The following is a 19,729-nucleotide window of genomic DNA, read 5'->3' on the forward strand; positions in this document are numbered from 1 at the left end:
CCGGCCGATGCCGGGTTGATGGATGGAATGTGGGGTTTAAGCCCTCCCCTTCAAGGGGAGGGTTGGGTGGGGATGGTGTTTGCCCGCTTCCGAGATTCATCTCGTCTGCTCGGAAAACCATCCCCTTCCCGGCCTTCCCCTTGAAGGGGAAGGAGCAAAAAATCAGTCGTGCTTGGCCACCACCACGAGGGCGGGCCGCAGCAGACGGTCGTTGAGCAGGTAGCCCTTCTGGAACACCTGAACAACGCTGTCGGGGGCCGCGCCCGGTGCTTCCACATGGCTGACGGCTTGATGGAATTCCGGATTGAATGCTTCGCCGGTGGGGTCGATCATGCTTAAGCCATGGTCCGCGGCGACTTTCAGCAGCTGACGGAAGGTCAGCTCCAGGCCGTCGTGCAACGGGCCGGGCTCCTTGCCTGCCGCCGCCAACCCCGCGTCCAGGCTATCGAAGACCGGCAGCAGGTCCGACAGCAAGCGCTCGTTGGCGAACTTGCGCAGTTGCTCCAAGTCGCGGCTCACGCGCTTGCGCTGGTTGTCCAGATCGGCGCGTTCGCGCAATACATCGGCTCGGGTCTGTTCCAGTTCGGCGCGCAGATGCTCTACTTCGTTGGACAGCTGGGCTTCAAGATTGTTTTCCTCGCCTTCGGAGACATCGTCGGGCGCGGAGTCGGATTGGTTTTGGCTGTGGGTCATGCGGGCTTCCGTGGCAGGCCGTCCTCGGTAACGGGCGGCGTAAGACGAACCTATGGGGTCGGCGCTTCAGGATTCAAGGCGGAACCCAGCGCATCGGCGGCGGCCTGAACCACCGGAATCACCCTTTCATACGCCATCCGGGTAGGCCCGATCACTCCCAGCACACCCAGCACCTGCCCGCCCGCGATATACGGTGCGGTCACCACCGAGACCCCATCCAGCGGGGCCAGGCCGGTTTCCTCGCCGATGAAGATGCGCACGCCCGGGGCCTGCAGGGTGCGTTCCAGCAACTGCAGGATCTCGCGCTTGCGGGCGAAGGTTTCGAACAGTTCCCGCAGGCGGTCCAGGTCCGACAGGTCCTGCACCCCGATCAGCCGGGTCTGCCCGGTCAGCACCATGTCGTCGCTCGCCGGCACGAAGGCGTGTTCGGCCAGCTCCACGGTATGCGCCAGCAGTCCTTCCATCTCGGACTGGGCATTGCGCAGGTCGCGCAGCAGCGTCGCGCGGATTTCGGACAGGGGCCGGCCGGCGAAATTGGAATTCAGGTAATTGGCGACCCGCTCCAACTCGGAAGGATCGTAGGTGCGGCGCGGCTCGATTACCCGGTTCTGTACGTCGTTATCGGCGAACACCAGGATCGCCAGCACTCGGCGCCCGTCCAACGGCACGAAATCGATATGGCGGAAGGCGAACTGCTCGCGTTTGGGCGCGCTGACCACGCCGACGAAATGGGTCATCGCCGAGAGCAGCTCGGACGCGTTGCCCAGCAAGGCCTGGGTGCCGACGCCGGCCGGAAGCTCGGAGCGCAGCCGCGCCACCTCTCCCTCGCCCAGCGGCTGCATCTGCACCAGGCTGTCGACGAACATGCGGTAGCCCTGCGCGGTGGGAATGCGACCGGCGGAGGTGTGCGGCGAGGCCAGCAAGCCGAGTTCTTCCAGGTCGCCCAGGATGTTGCGGATGGTGGCGGCGCTGACATCCAGACCCGCATGCCGGGCCAGCGTCTGCGAGCCCACCGGTTCGCCATCGCGGATGTAGCGCGATATCAGCGTGCGCAGCAGGTGGCGGGCGCGGATGTCGAGATCGGCGGGGCGTGTGGACATTGCGGATAGATAGCCTTCCCGATGGACCAATGCAAGCCGCCCTGCGCAAACGCCCGCCGCCCGTCTCAGAGATTGCGCCGCATGCCACTACAATGCGCACCCATGCTCAGACACCTCGCCCTCAAGGATTTCGCCGTCGTCCGTTCCGCCGAACTGGAATTCGGCCCGGGCATGACCGTGATTTCGGGCGAGACCGGTGCAGGCAAGTCCTTGCTGGTGGACGCCCTGGGCTTCCTTTCCGGGTTGCGCGCCGACAGCGGCGTGGTGCGCCATGGCGCCGAGCGTGCCGAGCTCTCCGCCGAGTTCGGCCTGGACGCCGCCGCCCCCGCCCTGGCCTGGCTGCGCGACAACGAACTCGACAACGAACCCGACGACGGCAGGGACTGCCAACTGCGCCGGGTAATCCGTGCCGACGGCGGTTCGCGCGCCTTCATCAACGGCCGCAGCGTCACCCTGGCCCAGCTGACCGAACTCGCTGGCCTGTTGGTGGAAATCCATGGCCAGCATGAACATCAGGCTCTGCTGTCCCGCGCCAGCCAGTTGGAGCTGCTGGACGCCTATGCGCGCAACGAATCCGAGCGAAGCGCTGTGCGCAACGCCGCCCAAGCCTGGAATGCCTTGCTGCACGAACGCGATGCTCTCTCCCAGCAAGGCGATGTGTCGGACCGCATCAACTACCTCGAGCATCAATTCAAGGAACTGGAGCGCGAAGATCTGGCCGCCGCGGACATCGAGTCGCTCTCCGCCAGCCACCGTCGCCAGGCCAACGCCTCGGGCCTCATTGATGCCTGCAATGCCGCATTCGCACGCCTGGCGGGCGAGGAAGCGCCTTCGGTTTCTCGGCAGCTGCAGCAGACCCGCAGCGAGCTGGCGCGCATGGCCGAACACGAGCCGCGCCTTCGCGAAGTCGATTCGCTGCTGGAAAACGCCAACATCCAGTTGGACGAAGCGCTGGTGGTGCTGGACAAGGTGCGCGACGACCTGGATGCCGATCCGGCGCAATTCATGGAACTGGAACGCAAGCTCACCCGCATCCACGACCTGGCGCGCAAGCATCGGGTCGCGCCTGAACAGCTTGGAGCGCGTCGCGATGCCATTGCCACGGAATTGGAGGGTCTGCGCGGCGCCGGCGAGCGCCTACTCAGCCTCAATCTCGAGATCGGATCGGCCGCCGCTGCCTGGCGCGCTGCCGCGATCAAGCTCGGCAAGACCCGGCAAACCGCGGCGGCGAAACTTTCCAAGGCCACCAGCGCATTGATCGCCGAACTGGGAATGGCGGGCGGGCATTTCGAGATCGCCATCGAATCCAATGAAGTCGAACGGCCTGATCCGCAAGGCAGCGAGCGCGTGGAGTTCCTGGTGTCGGCCAACGCCGGGCAACCGCCGCGCGCACTGCGCAAGGTCGCTTCGGGTGGCGAACTCTCGCGCATCTCGCTGGCCATCGAGGTCGCCGCACTGGGACTGGATGCGGTTCCCACCATGGTCTTCGACGAAGTCGATTCCGGCATCGGCGGCGCGGTGTCGGACATCGTCGGGCAGAAATTGCGCGCGCTGGGCGAAAAGCGTCAGGTGCTCTGCGTGACCCACCTGCCGCAGGTCGCCGCGCAGGGCCACGCGCATTACCGGGTCAGTAAGGCGCCGGTGGAAGGCATGACCCAAAGCTCGGTGGAATTGCTGGGCGCGAAAGAGCGGGAGGAAGAACTCGCGCGCATGCTGGGCGGCGTGGAAGTCAGCAAGGAAGCGCGTGCGGCGGCGAAGCGGCTTTTAAGCGACGTGGCGTAGCTCCTGTTGTCTACCTCTCCCCTCGTGGCGCCCGCAGGGTGTGCAAGGCTGAGAGGTCGGCGCGCGGAGCGTGCCGGGAGAGGGGCCGACGGAGAGGAAAATACATCAGATCGCAGCCATCAAGCCGCATTCGCAAGGCCGCGTGTTGTTCTGACTGTTGAAGAAGCAGACAAATAACCACTTCGCTCGCCCCTCTTCCGCCCTCCGGGCACCTTCTCCCACAAGGGGAGAAGGGAAGACACAACCTCAGCGCTTCTTGCGCACGTACAGCACCAGCGAGTGTTCCTCGATCTCGTAACCGTGCTGGGACGCGATCTTCCGCTGCAAGGCTTCGATCTCTTCGCTGGAGAACTCGACGACCTTGCCCGTTTCGATGTCCACCATGTGGTCGTGGTGCTCGCCCCGGTCCAGTTCGTAGACGGCCTGGCCGCCTTCGAAATTGTGCTTAAGAACAAGGCCGGCCGCCTCGAACTGGGTCAGCACGCGATACACCGTGGCCAGCCCGATTTCATCGCCGTGGTCCAGCAGATGGCGATAGATGTCTTCGGCGGTCATGTGCCGGGGCTTGCTCTGTTCCAGCAGCTCCAGGATGCGCATCCGCGGATGCGTCACCTTCAGTCCGACTTTGCGTAAATCCTGCGATTCCATGGCCTCTCCGTTCATTGGCGGTTTAGCGCCAGCCGCCTTGGGCTGGGTTGCGGCGGCCGTCGGAAGTGTATCATCGCCGGGTCCTCTTCCCAGTCGAAACGCGGTGCCCTTCCCGATGCGTAAATTCCTGCTGATCGCCGCCGTGACCTTCGCTGTCTCCGGTTGCGGCATTCTGTACAAACAGCCGATCTACCAGGGCAACCTGATCGAGAAGAGCAATGCGGACCAGTTGGCCGTGGGCCAGAGCAAGCAGCAGGTCGTCGCCCTGCTCGGCACGCCTTCGATCGCCGACCCGTTCCACGCGCAGCGCTGGGACTATACCGCCGTCGAACGCACCAACCGTCGCGGCACCACCGAAATCAAGAACCTGACGGTGTTTTTCGAAGGCGACACGGTGACCAAGTGGGAGGGCGAATATTTCCCGGAAAACGACGTGCAGCTGTCCAAGGACGTGCGCAAGTTCGGTCCCAACCTGGCCAAGGAAAAGAAGAAAGGCAGCCGTCGCTGATCTTCGCTATCTAGGCTTGGCCGCGCGCCGTCTGCGCGCATCCTTGGGATCGATCTGCAGCGGTCTCAGCAATTCGATGCGATCTCCTTCGTGCAATACGGTCGATGCTTCCGCATTGATGCCGAAGATCGCGTAGCCGTTCACGCCTTCGATCCTGGCCCAGCCCGCCGCCTCCAGCGCCTGCCGCAAGGTGGCGTTCTCGGGCAGATCCAGCGCTACGGCCTCATGTCGGCGCGGCCAGGCCATGACCAGCTCGATTTTCATCATTCGCCCCGGTCGGCCACCCGCACGAAATCATCCACCATGCGATCCGCCAATCCCTGGAATCCCAGCGCGATAGCGGGACCCAGCAAACGATTGCTCGGATCGAACTCCAGGGTCAGGGTGACTTTGCTGGCGCTTTCGTCCAGTGCGTGGAATTCCCAGCGCCCGTGCAATTTCCGGAACGGGCCGTCGACCAGGTTCATGTCGATGCTGTGCGGACGATCCAGCGTGTTTTCGGTGGTGAACCAGGTGCTCAAGGCGCCCAGTCCCAGGTCCAGCCGCGCGACCAGCCTGTCGGTGCCCGATTCGATCAGCTCGGCGGCGCTGCACCAGTCAAAACGCCGCGGGTAGGCGGCCACATCGTTGACTAGGTCGAACATGCGGGCGGTGGAGTGTTCGACCAGGGCGCTGCGGCGAATGGTTTGCATGCGTTGACGGGGCTCTGGCTGGGTTAGGCTCGCTTGCACTTCCACCATCGGCGACAATAGCGCCATGGCGAAGAAACCCGGCAAGGATAAAGCAAACAGCACTGGCACGATTGCGCAGAACAAGCGCGCACGCCACGAATACCACCTCGAGGAACATTACGAGGCGGGCATGGCGTTGCAGGGCTGGGAGGTGAAGGCGATCCGCGCCGGCCGCGCCAATATCACCGAAGCCTACGCGGTGGTCCGCAACGGCGAGCTGTTCCTGTTCGGCGCGCAGATCACGCCCTTGATCCAGGCTTCGACCCACGTGGTCGCCGACGACCGCCGCACCCGCAAGTTGTTGCTGCACAAACGCGAGATCGACGTGCTGATCGGCAAGGTCGAGCGCGACGGCTACACCATCGTGCCCACTTCGCTTTACTGGAAGGGCAACAAGGTCAAGGCCGGCATCTCCCTGGCCAAAGGCAAGCAGACCCACGACAAACGCGAAGCCAGCAAGGACCGCGACTGGGCGCGCGACAAGCAGCGCGTGATGCGCCGCCACAACCGCGACGCCTGATCAGGACGCTTCCGATCAGGTCGTCCGATCAGGTCGATGCCAGCATCTGGATCATGTTGGGAATGCCCTTCCCCTGCATGTAGGGATCGCGTCCGATATCGGTGCAGTGGCTCAGCACGATCTGTTTGACCCTATCGGGGAAGCCGATGAACTCGCGCCGTACCGAAAGGAAGCCCGCGATCAATCCGGATACATGCGGCGCCGCCATGCTGGTGCCGCTCATTTCGACCATCCACGTCTTCGGATCGGACGCCTTGAAATCGTAGTGCGCCGAAATGATCTTCTCGCCGGGCGCCACCACATCGGGCTTGTGCCGGCCGTCGGCGGTCGGGCCACGCGAGGAAAAATAGGAGACGCCGTAGCTGTGCGGATTGCCCTTGTGCACCGAGCCCACCGCGATCGCGTCCTCCAGGTTCGCCGGATCGCCGATGGTCATGTCCATGTTGGCCGGGTACGACTCGCCGTCGTTCTGCACCAGCCAGGCCAGGCCTTCGTTGCCCGCGGCCAGCACCACCACCACGCCCTGCCGCCACAGGCGGCGCAGTTCGTTGCACAGTGGAGTGAAGCCGCAGCCGTAGCTTTCGGCGTCGAAATAACCGCCCAGACTCAGGTTCATGCCGTGAATGACCAGCTCTCCGGCGTGGTCGTTGATGTCGGCGACCTGCTGCACCGCCTTGATGATCCACGAATCGCGACCGTTGCCGTCGTCATCCAGCACCTTGAACCCGTACAACTGCGCCAGCGGTGCGATACCGGTGAAATCCACCTTTTCCTTGCCATCCGCGCCCGGCAAGGGAGCACTGCACTGCCCTGCGATCACCCCGGCCACATGGGTGCCATGGCCATTGCGGTCCAACTTGCTGAAAGCCACGCCATCGGCACGGAGCAGCTTCTTCGGCTTGCCGCGCATGGTGCAATCCCACTGCGCCACGACGACGTCGCGTTTTCCTTTCTCGTAGAAATGCGGATGGCCGGCCGCGATGCCGGTATCCAGCACGGCCCAGCCGATCTTCTGCCCCAGCGCACGGTAAGCCGTCTGCGCGGCATCGGCCTGGATCACGCTGCGCGACTGGTTCAATAGCGCGCGCTTGCCCGCATCGCGCCATAGCCGCTTGAAACTCAGCGTCTGATAGTCGTTGCGCAGCGATTCGATTTCGAAACGGGTCAATTTGGCCGAAACGAAACGTTGCAGGCCGTCTTCCAGACAGATTTCATCGTCCAGCGCTTCGTTCCTGAGCTCGCTCGTCGCCGAGACCAGAGTGCGGATGCGCGCGACCAGCGCGGTGCGCGCCGCCTCGCGCCCACCCTCGCCGGCCGGCAGTTTGTCCAACTCGATCAGGACTTCATGGCGATGCTGGGCGCCGTTGGCTTCCAGTTGATCGGACAGGTCCTTGATCAGCACGGTGTTGGAAACCGGCTGGTCGAAGCCCACGCCCACCACTTCGCGCACCTTGGCGCGCACATGCAGGTTGGACAGGTAACCGGAACCCGAGTGCGGGTTGCGCGGGCTGTCGGTATTGATGTCGGCTCCCTGCAGGTTGGAGAAACGCTGCCCCGGATTGTCGATGTCGTCGGTCAGATTGCCGTCCAGCGCAACGGGATCCTGGCGATCGGCCACGTTGTACCAATGGCGGACACAGGCGGGGAACGGCAGCTTCTTCTTGCCGATCGAACGCTTGAACATGCTGCGAATGCTGGGCAGGCCCAACGGCGATCCGATGGTGACGAACAGCGCCACGTCGTATTTGGCCGGGTCGAGTTTGCGCAGCACTTCGTAGGCGATCATCGAGCCCTGGCTGTGCGCCACCACCACGAACGGGCCGCCGCCGGATTCCATTCGATCCAGCAGGCTACGTTCCATCGCTTCGCGCCGCTTCTTGTCGAAGAAGAAGTCATGCACATCCTGCAGCAAGGCCGCCGAGATCATCTTGAGCAGGATCTCGTTGACTTTGTCGAGCAGTCCACGCTTGCCGGGACCCCGTTGCGGCGTCCCAGTGGCGCCCATTTCATCGAGCATGGTGTGGAGCATCGCGCTCTCGGCGGGCGTACTGGCCAGCGCATCGGCCAGTTCGTCCAGATCGCGGCGACTGGGTGCGACGCCCAGCGCGCTCAGTATCCGTTGCTCGGCTTGGTTGATGGTCGGGCCTTCGTCGCGGTCGCCGCAGCTGCCGGGTTCCGGGGTCGGGTAGCGATCGCGGTTGACCCAGTACGCCAGGCGCGTGCGCTCGCCCATTCCGCGTCCGAACAGCGCCTTGTCCCACTGGCAGCGCAGGACTTCGGAGGTCGGCTTGTTGCCGATGCCATGGATGTATATGACGGTCTTGGCCTCGCCTTGGGCGGCAGCCATGAAATCGGACCGCTGCAGGGCGTTCGACTGGTTGGCCGTCGGCGAGGCGGCTTTCCTGGCCTTGGCTGCCGCCTTGCCCACTTTCTTGGTTGTCTTTGCCGCTGCCGCGACGCCGCGGGATGAAGAGGGGCGCTTGCCGCCTTTCTTTGCTGCCATGGTCGATCCTCCATTTTTCCATGGGAAACGCGCTTCCCCCGGGCTTGGGGCCATCCGCTGGGAAAGCGATGAAGCGATGCTAACCAGCGCCTGTCGCAGAAGTTGTGACCCGGGTCCATCGCCCCTACACTGGGGACATCAGCAAGATCTGATTCCCGGGGATGCACTGGCTTCGACGGGGGTTGCGAAATTGCCTGGTGCATGCCGAGGGGGCGACTTTCCTCGTTAATCCAGTAGCAAACTTCTAGTTGCCAACGACGACAACTACGCTCTCGCCGCTTAAGGCGTAAGCCCCGAACCCACTTGTGCCCGTGCTCGTGGATGTAGGGTCATTATCACGGAACCGGCTGTGACGGCTGCCTGTCAGTCACGGCTTAACCAAAACAGGCTGGTCACCGGGTGCGCTTTGCGTGCCGTGCTGCTCGAGGACGAGATCTAACGGAACGCTAAGCATGTAGTACCGGGGATGGAGTGCCTTCGGACGCGGGTTCGATTCCCGCCATCTCCACCATCCAGTGGAAAGAACGGGCCGCGAAAGCGGCCCGTTCTTTTGTGGAAGACAGGCTGCTTCCGCCATCCGTATGCGCGGACTCTAGAATTGCGCTACCCCGCGCATAAGCCGAGACCGATGAATCCCCCATCCGAAATGCAAAAAATGCTCGCGGGCGAGTTGTACGACGCGGGCGATGCGGAAATACAGACCGCACAGGCCGCGGCCAAGCGCTGGACGGCGCGTTACAACGCCGCCGCGGATCAGCCTGCTTCGTTTCGCCGCCAATTGCTGCGCGAACGTCTGGCCGCCGTGGGCGATGGCGCTGTCATCCGTCCGCCGTTCCATTGCGACTACGGATTCAATATCAGCCTGGGCGAAGGCGTATTCCTCAACTTCAATTGCGTGATCCTGGATGTTGTGGCCGTAACCATCGGCGCCAGGACCCAGATCGCACCGGGCGTGCAGATACTGACCGCCGATCATCCACGCGATCCGGAAATCAGGCGCACCGGAATGGAATTCGGTCGCCCGGTGCGCATCGGCGAGAACGTTTGGATCGGGGCCGGCGCGCTGATCCTGCCCGGAGTAACGATCGGCGACGATGCCTTGATCGGCGCCGGCAGCGTGGTGACCCGCGACGTGGCCGCCGGCGCCACGGTGTTCGGCAATCCCGCGAGAGCGAAGCGGCAATAAAAACGGGCCGCTTTCGCGGCCCGTTTCCTTGAACTTCAAATGCTGCGGCTTACGAACGCAGCGGCAATACGCGAATCTCGACCCGACGGTTCAGGGCACGGCCCGAATCGGTATCGTTGCTGGCCACCGGCCGCGTTTCGCCGAAACCGACGATCTCGAAGCGTTCGCGCACCAGTCCCTTGCCGATCAGGTAATTGCCGACGGAGTTGGCGCGTTGCACCGATAAGGTCTGGTTCGCCGCGTCGCTGCCGACGCTGTCGGTATGGCCGGACACTTCCACGATGGTCTGGTTGTACTGGGCCAGCGTGGAAGCGACGTTGTCGAGCGCCGGATAGAACTGGGACTTGAGGTTGGCCTTGCCGAAGTCGAAGGTGACGCCGTCCGGTAGGTTGAGCTTGATGACATCGCCATCGCGGCTGACCTCGATTCCGGTTCCTGCGGTCTGGCGACGCAGTTCGGCTTCCTGACGGTCCTGATAGGCGCCGATAGCGCCACCGGCGAGGCCGCCTACCCCCACGCCCACCAGAGCGCGCTGACGCCGTTCGGTAGCGTTGCCGCCGCTCAGCAAGCCAGCCACTGCGCCGATACCGGCGCCGATCAGTGCGTTGTTGCGGGTACGGTTAGGATCATTGGGATCGTTGGTCTGGCCGGTATAAGTGGCGCAACCACCCAGCGTAACGGTGGCGATAAGTGCAGCTGCGGTGGCCTTGAGTGCATGGGTCTTCATTCGACTTCTCCTGTCTTGGGGACCGTGTCCCACTGGGTGGTTCAGAACCGGCAAGCTACCTAGCTTGGGATGTCTGACAGCTAAAGACAGGTGAAAAAGACGCAAACAGAACGTAATTCGTTCAGCTTGACTTAGCGGTCAGCGCCGCCGCCGCGTCCGAGTCCAGGCTCTTGTCCCAGTTGCCCATCAGCGCCAGATACAGCAACTTCTCGAACTCGGGACCGAAACGCTGGATCACCGCATCGGGATCAGGAACCAGCTTGGCATCGGCGATCAGGCCGAAATGCACCCGGTTGTTGTAGCTCATGATGGAGATGCCGATGCCGATGGAACCGGTCTGCGGCACCCAGAACATCATCTCCCGCATCTTGCAGCCGCCCAGGTACAGCGGCTGCTGGGGGCCGGGAACATTGGTCGCAACGGCGGTTGCCTTGCGGCTAAAGAGCTCAAGCGCGATCCCTTGCACTGCCGTTGGCGCCATGCCGAGCGCGGCTAAAAGCCCAAATGCAACAATAGCTTGCCTAGAATTCTTCAAGTCATTCATGCATTGGGCGACGCGTTCCACCCGGCGGATCGGATTGTCCTCGCCGACCGGAAGCTCAAGAAAGACGAGACCGAAATGGTTGCCCAGTTTCTTGGCGTGCTCCAACGGACGCAGATTCACCGGCACGGTGGCGCGCAGGGTCACGCCTTCCAGATCTTCGCCGCGCTCGATCATGTAGCTCCGCAGCGCGCCCGCCGCTGCCGCCATCAGCACGTCGTTGACCGTGCAGTCGCAGGCGCGGCCGACCGCTTTCACTTCGTCCAGGTCCAAGGGTTCGGCCCAGGCCACCCGCTTGCTCACTCCCAACTTGCCGCGGAGCATGGTGGGCGGATCGTCGGACAGCGCCAGCGCCGCCAGCAGTTCGCGGCCGATCTCGCCGCCCTCCTTCGCCAGCATCGTTGCCAGGGTCGGATCGCGGTACATCTCCATGCCCTTGTCCAGCACTTTGCCGCCGATCTTCATGTAGCGGTCCATGGCGCCGACGCGGCGCACCACTTCGGCCCCATCCTGCTTCAACCAAGCGGCGCGCAACTCGCTGCTTTTCTCGGGTTTGCGGGTGGTGTCGGTCAGCGACAGCAGCACCTGCACCAGGGCGATGCCGTCGGCGTAGCTATGGTGGATACGGGTGACCAATGCCGAACCGCCGCCGTATTTCTCCACTAGGTGGAATTGCCAAAGCGGTTTCGATTTGTCCAGCGGCGTGGACGCCATCTGGCTGACGAAACGTTCGAAGGCCTTCTTCTCGGATTTCTTGTCGCTGCGACCCGGCAGCGCGGTCATGCGCACGTGCCAGTCCAGGTCGAAATGCTCGTCTTCCAGCCAAGCCGCGCCAGCGGGCGTATCCACCGCCTTCTGCAGGAAGCGCGGATAGGCCAGGAAGCGCTTCCTGACCAGTTTCTTCAGCGTTTCCAGCGTCATCGGCTCGTCCAGCATCAACACGCCGGTGATCATCATCGGATTGGTGGGGCGTTCCATGCGCAACCATGCCGTATCCACCCGCGACATGGGTTCCTTGCGCGGCTTGCGCGGCGCTTTTGTCGTTGCCATCGTTTTCTCCTCTCCCGCGTCGAGTGAAGCACGCGGCGGCGAAGGGCGTCAACGCAGTTCGGATGTTGCGCTGCGCTGGCAGGCGGCCAGCGCCGGCGCGTCTCTTGGCGGGAAGCGGCGCTATGCGCCGGCGGCGTTGGCCACGAGGTACTCGCGTGGGATGCGCTGGTTGAGGCCAGTCAGGATTTCATACGGAATGGTGCCCGCGGCCTGCGCCACCGCTTCGCAGTCGATCGCCGCATCGCCCTGCCGCCCGATCAGCACCACTTCATCGCCGTTGTAGGCGGTGCCGGCCGGGCCGATGTCGACCATGAACTGGTCCATGCAAATGCGGCCGATGATCGGATGACGCTGCCCGCGCACCAGCACCTCGCCGCGCGAGGACAACGCGCGCGGATAGCCGTCTCCATAACCGATGGGAAGCGTGATCACGCGCGTATCCGCCGCCGCCGCCCAGGTAGCGCCGTAGCTCACCGTGCGGCCCGCTTTGACCACTTTGAAGTAGACCACGCTGGATACCAGCGACAGCGCCGGTTTCAGCGCCACGGTCGCGCGCGACGCCGGGTCCGGCATCACCCCGTACAGCGCGATGCCCGGGCGCACCATGTCCAGCCAGGTGTCCGGAAAATGCAGCACGCCTCCGGAATTGGCGAGGTGGCGCAGCGGCATCGGCGCGCCGATCCGCTCGAAGTGCGAGCAGGCGGCCAGAAAACGCTGCAACTGCTCGGCAGTCATGGCGGAGGAAGGATCGTCGGAACAGGCAAGATGCGAATAGACGCCCTTGACCGTGCACCAGCGCGAAGCCACGGCCGCTTCGATGAAGGCACCCGCGCTCTCGCTGTGCACGCCGATGCGTTCCATGCCGGTATCGATCTTCAGGTGGATCACCGCCTTGCGGCCGACCGATTGAGCGGCCTGCTCCACCTGGCGAAGTTTGTCTATGGAGGAGACGGTCACTTCCAGGTCGTGGATCAGGAACTGGGTCACCTGCGGCGCGTGGATCCCGCCCAATACCAGGATCGGTATCCGCACTCCCGCCCGACGCAGGGCCAGGCCCTCCTCCACGAAGGCGACGCCCAACTGGGCGATCCCCTGCGCTTCAAGGTGCCGGGCCACCGGCACCAGGCCATGCCCATAGGCATTGGCTTTGACGATGCCCATGATCGGCACGCCGGTGTGGCTGTGCAGCGCCTGCAGGTTATGGGTCAATGCGTCGAGGTCCACGCGGATGCGCGTGGGACGGTCGCTGGCTTCGGCGCGAGACGGGTTGGGTTGACCGGGCACGGCGGTCGGAGACGAGTCGGACATCGCCGGATTGTAGCCGCCCCACCCTGGCGGCAACGCGAACGGTCCGCAGCGTCCTCGCGTTGGCGAGCCCGCCGTCGGCGGCGCATTGGCCTGCGCCGTCGCCGGATTCCGTATCGATAACGATAGCCACGGCGCGCCAGGATCGAAGATGGACACCACGCTCACTCCGGACAGCTCGGTCTACCGCATCCTCTATTTCGAAGAGATATACCCGAGCCGGGCGGCGGAGGAACAGGCCGAGAAGAGCAAGCTGGCCGCCTTCGGTACGCTGGCGCGGCTCAATCCGCTGAACCGGCCGAAGGCGGAAACGGTGAAACTCTCGAAATGGGAGCTGCGCTACGAACCGTTCTGGCACCTGGTTGCGCGTCGCGAGATCGACTATCTGCACGAAGCGGTATATCCGGTGCAGATCACCAATCCCTACGCGCGCAAGGTCGAGATCGCCGGAAGTTCCTTCGAGATCGTTCCCAATAGCGGCAGCAAGCCGCGCATCGATGTGCAGCTGCAGGAATTCTGCCACCGCAAGATCGATGCGGTGGTCCACCAGGATGGGCTCAAGCGCGGGATCAAACCGGCCAAGCTGCAGGGCTATATCGACCGCTACAAGGCGACCGAGCGCGCCCAGCTCGACATGGACGGCACCATTCCGCCGCAACTGCCGTTCAACGCCGCCGTGCAGATCGTGAAGGCGAAACTGGCCGCCGAGCCCATCGACGCCCATTCGATCCAGAGCGACACGGTCGAGTTCACCACCGCGCACCTGTATTTCCGCCCGGTGTTCGCCTTCGAATACAACTGGAACAACAAGCTGGGCGTGATCGAGATCGACGGCCTCACTGGCGAGGTGATCGAGAACGGCGAATGGTTCCGCGAGAAAGTCGACATCGTGATGTCGCGGGAAATGATGTTCGAGCTGGGCGCGGAAGTGGCTTCGGCGGTGGTACCGGGCAGCGGTTATGCGGTGAAGCTGCTGAACAAGGTGACGCAGGAAAAGCCGAAGGCCAATATGTAGGGCGGGCACTGTCCGCCGCGAACGTCCATCGCACCTAGGTGGCGGGCAATGCCCGCCCTACTCAAAGCTTCCGACCGCGTCATGCGCCAGGTTGTCGAAGCGCGTGTACTCGCCGAAGAACTTCAGCTTGATCGAACCGGTGGGGCCGTTACGCTGTTTGCCGATGATGACTTCGGCTAGGCCTTTGTCCGCCGAGTCCTTGTGGTAGTACTCGTCGCGGTAGATGAAGATGATGACGTCGGCGTCCTGCTCGATAGCGCCGGATTCGCGCAGGTCGGCCATGACCGGGCGTTTGTCGGTGCGGGTTTCCAGCGAGCGGTTGAGCTGCGAGAGCGCGATCACCGGCACGTTGAGTTCCTTGGCCAGTCCCTTGAGCGAGCGGGAGATCTCGGAGATTTCCGTGGCCCGGTTCTCGCTATTGCCTGGCACCGCCATCAGCTGCAGGTAATCGATCACGATCAGCCCCAGATCGTGCTCGCGCTTGAGCCGGCGCGCCTTGGAGCGCAGCACGTCCGGCGACAGCGCCGGCGTATCGTCGATGAAGATCTTGGTTTCCTTGAGCATGCGGATGGCGCTGGTGACCCGACTCCAGTCTTCGTCCTCCAGCTGGCCGGTGCGCAGGCGGGTGGCGTTGACCCGGCCGTTGGAGGAAATCAGGCGCAAGGCCAGCTGCGAAGCCGACATTTCCATCGAGAACACCGCGACCGCCTTCTTCGACTTGATCGCTGCGTACTCGGCGATGTTCAAGGCAAGCGTGGTTTTGCCCATGGCCGGACGGGCGGCCAGGATCAGCAGGTCGGTCGGCTGCAGGCCGGCGGTCATTTCGTCGAAGTCGTGATAGCCGGTGGGCAGACCGGTGATGCTGCCGCCGTTCTCGAAACGGCTCTGCAGCACTTCGAATGCGTCCTTCAACGCGGTATTGACCGCGGTGAAATCGGTGCGCCCGCGCGCGCCGGCTTCGGCAATGGCGAAGACTTCCTGTTCGGCCTTGGCCAGCAGTTCGGCGCTGTCGCGGCCGTCGGGCTGGAAGCCGTCGTTGATGATCGCCGTGCCGACCTCGATCAGCTGCCGCATCACCGCTTTGTCGCGCACGATTTCCGCGTAAGCCACGATGTTGGCGGCCGACGGCGTGGTGGTGGCCAGTTCCACCAGATAGGCGCCGCCGGCGACCTGCTCGATCTGTCCCTGAGATTCGAACCACTCGCCCAGGGTCACCGCGTCGTAGGGACGGCTCTTCTCCGCCAGCTCGCTGATCGCGCGATAGATCAACTGGTGGTCGCGGCGGTAGAAGTCGGTGTCGTTGAGCTTGTCGTTGATGCGGTCGTAGGCTTCCGGCGCCAGCATCAACCCGCCCAGCACCGCCTGCTCCGCTTCGATGGAATGCGGCGGCACGCGCAGTTGTTCGATGCGCGCGTCGTGCTGGTCGTAGCGGAAACCTGGGCGTGCGGACATGGGTGCGGTGGATTCCTGTGCAGGGCTTGCGATGAGGTGAACGCGGGTGGACAACGCTCGGCGGATCTGATCGGCCATCGTAGGTGTTCCGCCTGTGTGCTCGCGATGGCACAACCTGTGGATAAGTACGATTGCTTGATAAACCTTGCCGGTCTCAAATCTTGCGATACCGAAAACGAAACGGGCGCCTTTCGGCGCCCGTCACGGTATTGCGGCGGATCAGGCTCAGACGTCGGCGATGACGACGACCTTGACCGTGGTTTCGACGTCGGCATGCAGGTGCACCAGCACGTCGTATTCGCCGATATGGCGGAACGCGCCTTCGCCCAGGATGACTTCGCTCTTCTCCAGCGGGAAACCCGCCTTGGTGAAGGCTTCGGCGATGTCGCGCGGACCGACCGAACCGAACAGCTTGCCTTCGGTAGCGGCGTTGGCGCTGATGGTGACGCTGGCGCCTTCCAGCTTGGCGCGACGGCCTTCGGCTTCGTCATGGATCGACTTGGCCTTGGCTTCGTAGTCGGCGCGCTTGGCTTCGAACTCGGCGACGTTGGCGGCGGTGGCCGGCACGGCCTTGCCCTGCGGCACCAGGTAGTTGCGGCCGTAGCCCGGCTTCACGTCGACCTTATCGCCGAGCACGCCGAGATTGGTCACTTTCTGCAGGAGGATCAGTTGCATGGTCTTGCTCCGTATTCGTTAGCGGGATTCATCCCGCAGCGGTGGGCTGTCCGAATTGGACGTAAACGGTAAAGAGTGAAGTCGCCCTTGCGGGCTGCGAAGTGTCAATGGCAAACGGCTGTTACTTCACCCTTGGCCCTTTGCAGGCAGCGCAGCTGCCGACCTCACCGCCTTACATGTCGTGGCTGTCGGTGTACGGGATCAGCGCCAGGAAACGGGCGCGCTTGACCGCGGTGGACAACTGGCGCTGGTAGCGCGACTTGGTGCCGGTCACGCGGCTGGGAACGATCTTGCCGGTTTCGGTCAGGTACTGGCGCAGGGTGTTGAGATCCTTGTAGTCGATCTCTTTCACGCCTTCGGCGGTGAACTTGCAGAACTTGCGGCGACGGAAGAACTTGGACATGGGTTTGCTCCTTAGGCAGCTTCGGCAGTGTCGGAATCGGTGTCGATGGCGGCTTCGACAACCTCGCCCTCGTCGTCATCGCGACGGCGGCGTTCGCCACGCTCGGGCTTATCGCCCTTCTCGTCCTTGCTCTTCATGATGATCGACATCTCGGTGTCGGCTTCATCGCGCTTCATGATCAGGTGGCGCAGCACCGCATCGTTGAAGCGGAAGCTTTCGGTCAGTTCGGCCAGGATCGCCTGTTCGACTTCGATGTTGAACAGCACGTAGTGGGCCTTGACCAGGTTCTGGATCGGGTAAGCCAGCTGACGGCGGCCCCAGTCTTCCAGACGGTGGATCTTGCCGCCGCCATTCTCGACCAGCGTCTTGTAACGCTCGATCATGGCAGGCACTTGCTCGCTCTGGTCGGGATGGACCAGGAACACGACTTCATAATGACGCATCGTTGTATACCTTTCGGATGAGGGCCCGGCGGGAAGCCGGACCGGACAGCCCCCCGAACCGTCCCCCAAAAACATGAGGATGAAGGACGCGGTGGGGCAAGGGTTCCCACGAGCGGGTGCCCGCAGGAAGCCGTAAATTATGTCAGCTCAATGACTTAGCCGCAAGCCGAGGCCTTATTGGGCGGCTTTGCGGCTCGCGATCCAGGCGTCGATGTGCTTTTCCAGGGCCTCCAGGGGTACCGAACCGGTCTCCAGCACCGCGTCGTTGTATTCCCGCAGATCGAACTTCGGCCCCAGCTCGCGCTTGGCCTTGGCCCGCAGCTCGGAGATCTTCATCTGCCCGATCTTGTAGGCCAGCGCCTGCCCGGGCGTGCCGATGTACCGGTCGATCTCGTTGACGATGTCCTGATCGGTCTTGGCCGCGTTGTCCTTGAAATAGGCGATGGCCCGCTCCCGGCTCCAGCCCTTGGCATGCATGCCGGTGTCCACCACCAGCCGGACCGCGCGCCACATTTCATAGACCAACTGACCGAAACGGTCATAGGGGTCGTCGTATAGCCCCATTTCGTAGCCCAACTGCTCCGCGTACAGGCCCCAGCCTTCGCCATAGGCGACGAAATAGGCGGTGCGGCGGAACATCGGAGCGTCCGGAATCTCCAGCCCGCGCGCGAACTGGAAGTGATGACCAGGCACGGCCTCGTGCAACGACAGCGGCACCATTTCCCAGGTCGGCCGAACCTCGGGCTTGTACAGATTGACGTAGTAATAGCCGGGCCGGGTGCCGTCGGAGGCGCCCGGCTGGTAGTAGGCGGTGGTGGTGTCCGGGGCGATGTTGTCGGGGATCGGCCGCACGCCGTACGGCAGGCGTGGGATGGTCTTGAATACCTTCACCAGTTCCGGGTCGATGCGCTTGGACAGCGCCCGGTAAGCGGTCAGCAGCTCGTCCGGCGTCTTGTGGAAGAACTTCGGATCGGTGCGCAGGTAGGTGAAGAATTCGCCCAGCGTGCCCTTGAAGCCCGCTTGCGCCTTGACCTTCTCCATCTCGGCCCGGATGCGCGCGACCTCCTTCAGGCCGATGGCGTGGATCTGGTCGGCGCTCAGCTCGGTCGTCGTGTAGTAGCGCGCCAGGAAATCGTAGTAGGCCTTGCCGTCCGGCAAATCGGTCGCGGCGATCGATTCGCGGGTTTTGGGCAGATATTCCCCGTTGAAATACGTCTGCAGCTTGCGATACGCGGGAACCACGTCGCTGGCGATGATGCGCTTGGCGTCGGCCTGCAGCTTGCCGCGCTCGGCCTGGGAGATGCTGTCCGGGAACTTCAGGAACGGCTTGTAGAAGGCGCTCTTGGCCGGGTCATCGACCACCTGCCCCGCGATCTGCGCCGGCACGCGCTGCATCAGCACGCGCGGCGGCAGATTGCCCGCTTTCACGCCTTCCTGCAGCAACACGACGATCTGGTCGATGGTCTTGGGCAACGCTTGCAGGCGCTTCAACCAGTCCTGGTAGTCCTTGACCGTGGCGAAAGGCAGCACCTCCGCGATTCCGTCCGCGGTCTGCGGCCCGCCCTGGTGGCTGATCGGCTGCTGGTATTCGCGGAACTTCTGCCGCTCGATACTGCGCTGCAGGTTCCATTCGAAAGTGTCGTAGTCCAGCTGGTCGGCCGCGGACAGGGTCTTGCGGTCGATCGCATGCAGCTTTTCCAACGCCGCGCGATCCTCGTCCTGGCGAGCAACGATCGCCGACAGGCTGAAATCGGTCCAACGGTCGTTGAAGCGAGGGTCGCCGTTGTAGCTGGCGTTCTCTGGGCTTTCGCGCAGGCCGCGCTCCCATTCGTCGGCGAAAAGCTTGTGCAGCGTGGGATTCTGAGCAGTGGTTTGGGCGTGCGCGGGTAGAACGGCGGCAAGCGTCAACGCTGCCAGCAACAAGGAACGAAACATGGACCACTCCGGATTCGGCGAACCGGGAGCTTAATACGGAGAGGTCAGGTCGGTGGGAGTGCCATTGGTCGCACCCGCCACATTGCGATGGCGTCAGGCCAGATCGGCTTCGGTGGTGAAGCTCTCGCCGCAGCCGCACTCGGCGGTGGCGTTGGGATTGCGGAACAAGAAGGTTTCGCTGAGGCCCTGCTTGCCGAAATCGATCTCGGTGCCGTCGACCAAGGACAGGCTATCGGCATCGACGAAGATCTTCACGCCTTCCTGCTCGAACACGGTGTCGTCCTGGCGTTGCTCGCGGGCCAGGTCGGCCACGTGGCCCCAACCCGAGCAACCGGTGCGGGTAACGCCGAAACGCAGGCCCAAAGCACCCGTCTCGGCAACGAAGCGTTGCACGCGTTGGAACGCGACCGGGGTAAGGGTGATAGCCATCAAATCTCCTGCTGGCGACAATTATAGACCTGCATAGGACTGCGAACGGGGCTTTCCCGGCGCTGCTCCGGTAAACTCCGCGT

20 protein-coding genes and 1 other RNA gene are annotated in these 19,729 nt (G+C 63.5%); 6 read left to right on the plus strand and 15 right to left on the minus strand.

Translation table 11 applies throughout. The annotated features are described in order from the left end of the window. Window positions 1–162: 162 nt before the first annotated feature. Window positions 163–693: a nucleotide exchange factor GrpE gene (gene grpE, locus J2W94_RS05420; RefSeq protein ID WP_310090875.1), complete on the minus strand. Its 531-nt coding sequence runs from the start codon at window positions 691–693 to the stop codon at window positions 163–165. A 50-nt stretch (window positions 694–743) separates the two neighbouring features. Beyond that, window positions 744–1,793 (minus strand): heat-inducible transcriptional repressor HrcA, encoded by a 1,050-nt coding sequence (hrcA, locus tag J2W94_RS05425; protein WP_310090876.1) that lies wholly within the window; start codon window positions 1,791–1,793, stop codon window positions 744–746. A 102-nt stretch (window positions 1,794–1,895) separates the two neighbouring features. On the opposite strand from hrcA, the gene recN reads away from it, so the two are divergent. Further along, window positions 1,896–3,575: a DNA repair protein RecN gene (recN, locus tag J2W94_RS05430; RefSeq protein WP_310090878.1), complete on the plus strand. Its 1,680-nt coding sequence runs from the start codon at window positions 1,896–1,898 to the stop codon at window positions 3,573–3,575. A 246-nt stretch (window positions 3,576–3,821) separates the two neighbouring features. On the opposite strand, the gene fur is transcribed toward recN, so the two are convergent. Further along, the gene (gene fur / locus J2W94_RS05435; protein ID WP_310090879.1) at window positions 3,822–4,223 is read right to left on the minus strand and encodes a ferric iron uptake transcriptional regulator; all 402 of its coding nucleotides are present in this window, start codon (window positions 4,221–4,223) and stop codon (window positions 3,822–3,824) included. Between the two features lie 115 nt (window positions 4,224–4,338). On the opposite strand from fur, the gene J2W94_RS05440 reads away from it, so the two are divergent. Next, window positions 4,339–4,731, plus strand: a complete 393-nt coding sequence (locus tag J2W94_RS05440) for an outer membrane protein assembly factor BamE (RefSeq protein WP_310090880.1) — start codon at window positions 4,339–4,341, stop codon at window positions 4,729–4,731. A gap of 6 nt (window positions 4,732–4,737) precedes the next feature. Here J2W94_RS05440 and J2W94_RS05445 read toward each other — a convergent pair whose 3' ends face one another. Together J2W94_RS05445 and J2W94_RS05450 are read right to left on the minus strand one after the other, a co-directional pair. After that, a complete protein-coding gene (locus J2W94_RS05445; protein WP_310090881.1) occupies window positions 4,738–4,995 on the minus strand; it encodes an RnfH family protein in 258 nt (85 codons plus the stop codon). Next, a complete protein-coding gene (locus tag J2W94_RS05450) occupies window positions 4,995–5,423 on the minus strand; it encodes a type II toxin-antitoxin system RatA family toxin (RefSeq protein WP_310090883.1) in 429 nt (142 codons plus the stop codon). The genes J2W94_RS05445 and J2W94_RS05450 overlap by 1 nt, the downstream gene beginning before the upstream one ends. Before the next feature lie 64 nt (window positions 5,424–5,487). Between J2W94_RS05450 and smpB the strand changes: the two genes are divergently transcribed. After that, the gene (gene smpB / locus J2W94_RS05455; RefSeq protein WP_310090884.1) at window positions 5,488–5,982 is read left to right on the plus strand and encodes an SsrA-binding protein SmpB; all 495 of its coding nucleotides are present in this window, start codon (window positions 5,488–5,490) and stop codon (window positions 5,980–5,982) included. A gap of 28 nt (window positions 5,983–6,010) precedes the next feature. Here the strand turns inward: smpB and J2W94_RS05460 are convergent, their stop codons facing one another. Continuing rightward, window positions 6,011–8,485 (minus strand): S8 family serine peptidase, encoded by a 2,475-nt coding sequence (locus tag J2W94_RS05460; protein WP_430540546.1) that lies wholly within the window; start codon window positions 8,483–8,485, stop codon window positions 6,011–6,013. A 157-nt stretch (window positions 8,486–8,642) separates the two neighbouring features. Between J2W94_RS05460 and ssrA the strand changes: the two genes are divergently transcribed. Continuing rightward, window positions 8,643–8,996, plus strand: a transfer-messenger RNA (tmRNA) gene (gene ssrA, locus J2W94_RS05465). 117 nt (window positions 8,997–9,113) lie between these two features. Then, window positions 9,114–9,671 carry a sugar O-acetyltransferase gene (locus J2W94_RS05470; RefSeq protein WP_310090885.1) on the plus strand — a complete coding sequence of 186 codons (558 nt, stop codon included), beginning with the start codon at window positions 9,114–9,116 and terminating at the stop codon, window positions 9,669–9,671. A 49-nt stretch (window positions 9,672–9,720) separates the two neighbouring features. Here J2W94_RS05470 and J2W94_RS05475 read toward each other — a convergent pair whose 3' ends face one another. The 3 genes from J2W94_RS05475 to alr form a co-directional block, all read right to left on the minus strand. Further along, the gene (locus J2W94_RS05475; protein ID WP_310090886.1) at window positions 9,721–10,398 is read right to left on the minus strand and encodes an OmpA family protein; all 678 of its coding nucleotides are present in this window, start codon (window positions 10,396–10,398) and stop codon (window positions 9,721–9,723) included. Between the two features lie 121 nt (window positions 10,399–10,519). Continuing rightward, window positions 10,520–11,989, minus strand: coding sequence for a WS/DGAT/MGAT family O-acyltransferase (locus J2W94_RS05480; protein WP_310090887.1), 1,470 nt, complete (start codon window positions 11,987–11,989; stop codon window positions 10,520–10,522). A gap of 120 nt (window positions 11,990–12,109) precedes the next feature. After that, window positions 12,110–13,453 (minus strand): alanine racemase, encoded by a 1,344-nt coding sequence (gene alr / locus J2W94_RS05485; protein ID WP_310090888.1) that lies wholly within the window; start codon window positions 13,451–13,453, stop codon window positions 12,110–12,112. Between alr and J2W94_RS05490 the strand changes: the two genes are divergently transcribed. Further along, a complete protein-coding gene (locus J2W94_RS05490; protein ID WP_310090889.1) occupies window positions 13,446–14,309 on the plus strand; it encodes a hypothetical protein in 864 nt (287 codons plus the stop codon). The two genes, alr and J2W94_RS05490, sit on opposite strands and share 8 nt — an antisense overlap. Before the next feature lie 57 nt (window positions 14,310–14,366). On the opposite strand, the gene J2W94_RS05495 is transcribed toward J2W94_RS05490, so the two are convergent. The 6 genes from J2W94_RS05495 to J2W94_RS05520 all read right to left on the minus strand — a co-directional run bounded on the left by J2W94_RS05495 (window position 14,367) and on the right by J2W94_RS05520 (window position 19,646). Further along, complete coding sequence (locus tag J2W94_RS05495; protein WP_310090890.1) at window positions 14,367–15,761, minus strand: replicative DNA helicase; 1,395 nt, start codon at window positions 15,759–15,761, stop codon at window positions 14,367–14,369. A gap of 225 nt (window positions 15,762–15,986) precedes the next feature. Continuing rightward, complete coding sequence (gene rplI, locus J2W94_RS05500; protein WP_310090891.1) at window positions 15,987–16,436, minus strand: 50S ribosomal protein L9; 450 nt, start codon at window positions 16,434–16,436, stop codon at window positions 15,987–15,989. Between the two features lie 172 nt (window positions 16,437–16,608). Beyond that, window positions 16,609–16,839 (minus strand): 30S ribosomal protein S18, encoded by a 231-nt coding sequence (rpsR, locus tag J2W94_RS05505; RefSeq protein ID WP_310090892.1) that lies wholly within the window; start codon window positions 16,837–16,839, stop codon window positions 16,609–16,611. Window positions 16,840–16,850: 11 nt separating this feature from the next. Then, the gene (rpsF, locus tag J2W94_RS05510; protein ID WP_310090893.1) at window positions 16,851–17,282 is read right to left on the minus strand and encodes a 30S ribosomal protein S6; all 432 of its coding nucleotides are present in this window, start codon (window positions 17,280–17,282) and stop codon (window positions 16,851–16,853) included. A 174-nt stretch (window positions 17,283–17,456) separates the two neighbouring features. Continuing rightward, entirely contained in the window at window positions 17,457–19,217 is a 1,761-nt protein-coding gene (locus J2W94_RS05515) for a DUF885 domain-containing protein (RefSeq protein WP_310090894.1), read from the minus strand. A 93-nt stretch (window positions 19,218–19,310) separates the two neighbouring features. Continuing rightward, entirely contained in the window at window positions 19,311–19,646 is a 336-nt protein-coding gene (locus J2W94_RS05520) for a HesB/IscA family protein (RefSeq protein WP_310090895.1), read from the minus strand. Between the last annotated feature and the right edge of the window lie 83 nt (window positions 19,647–19,729).

The organism is Pseudoxanthomonas sacheonensis, assembly GCF_031455975.1.
Lineage (GTDB): Bacteria > Pseudomonadota > Gammaproteobacteria > Xanthomonadales > Xanthomonadaceae > Pseudoxanthomonas_A > Pseudoxanthomonas_A sacheonensis_A.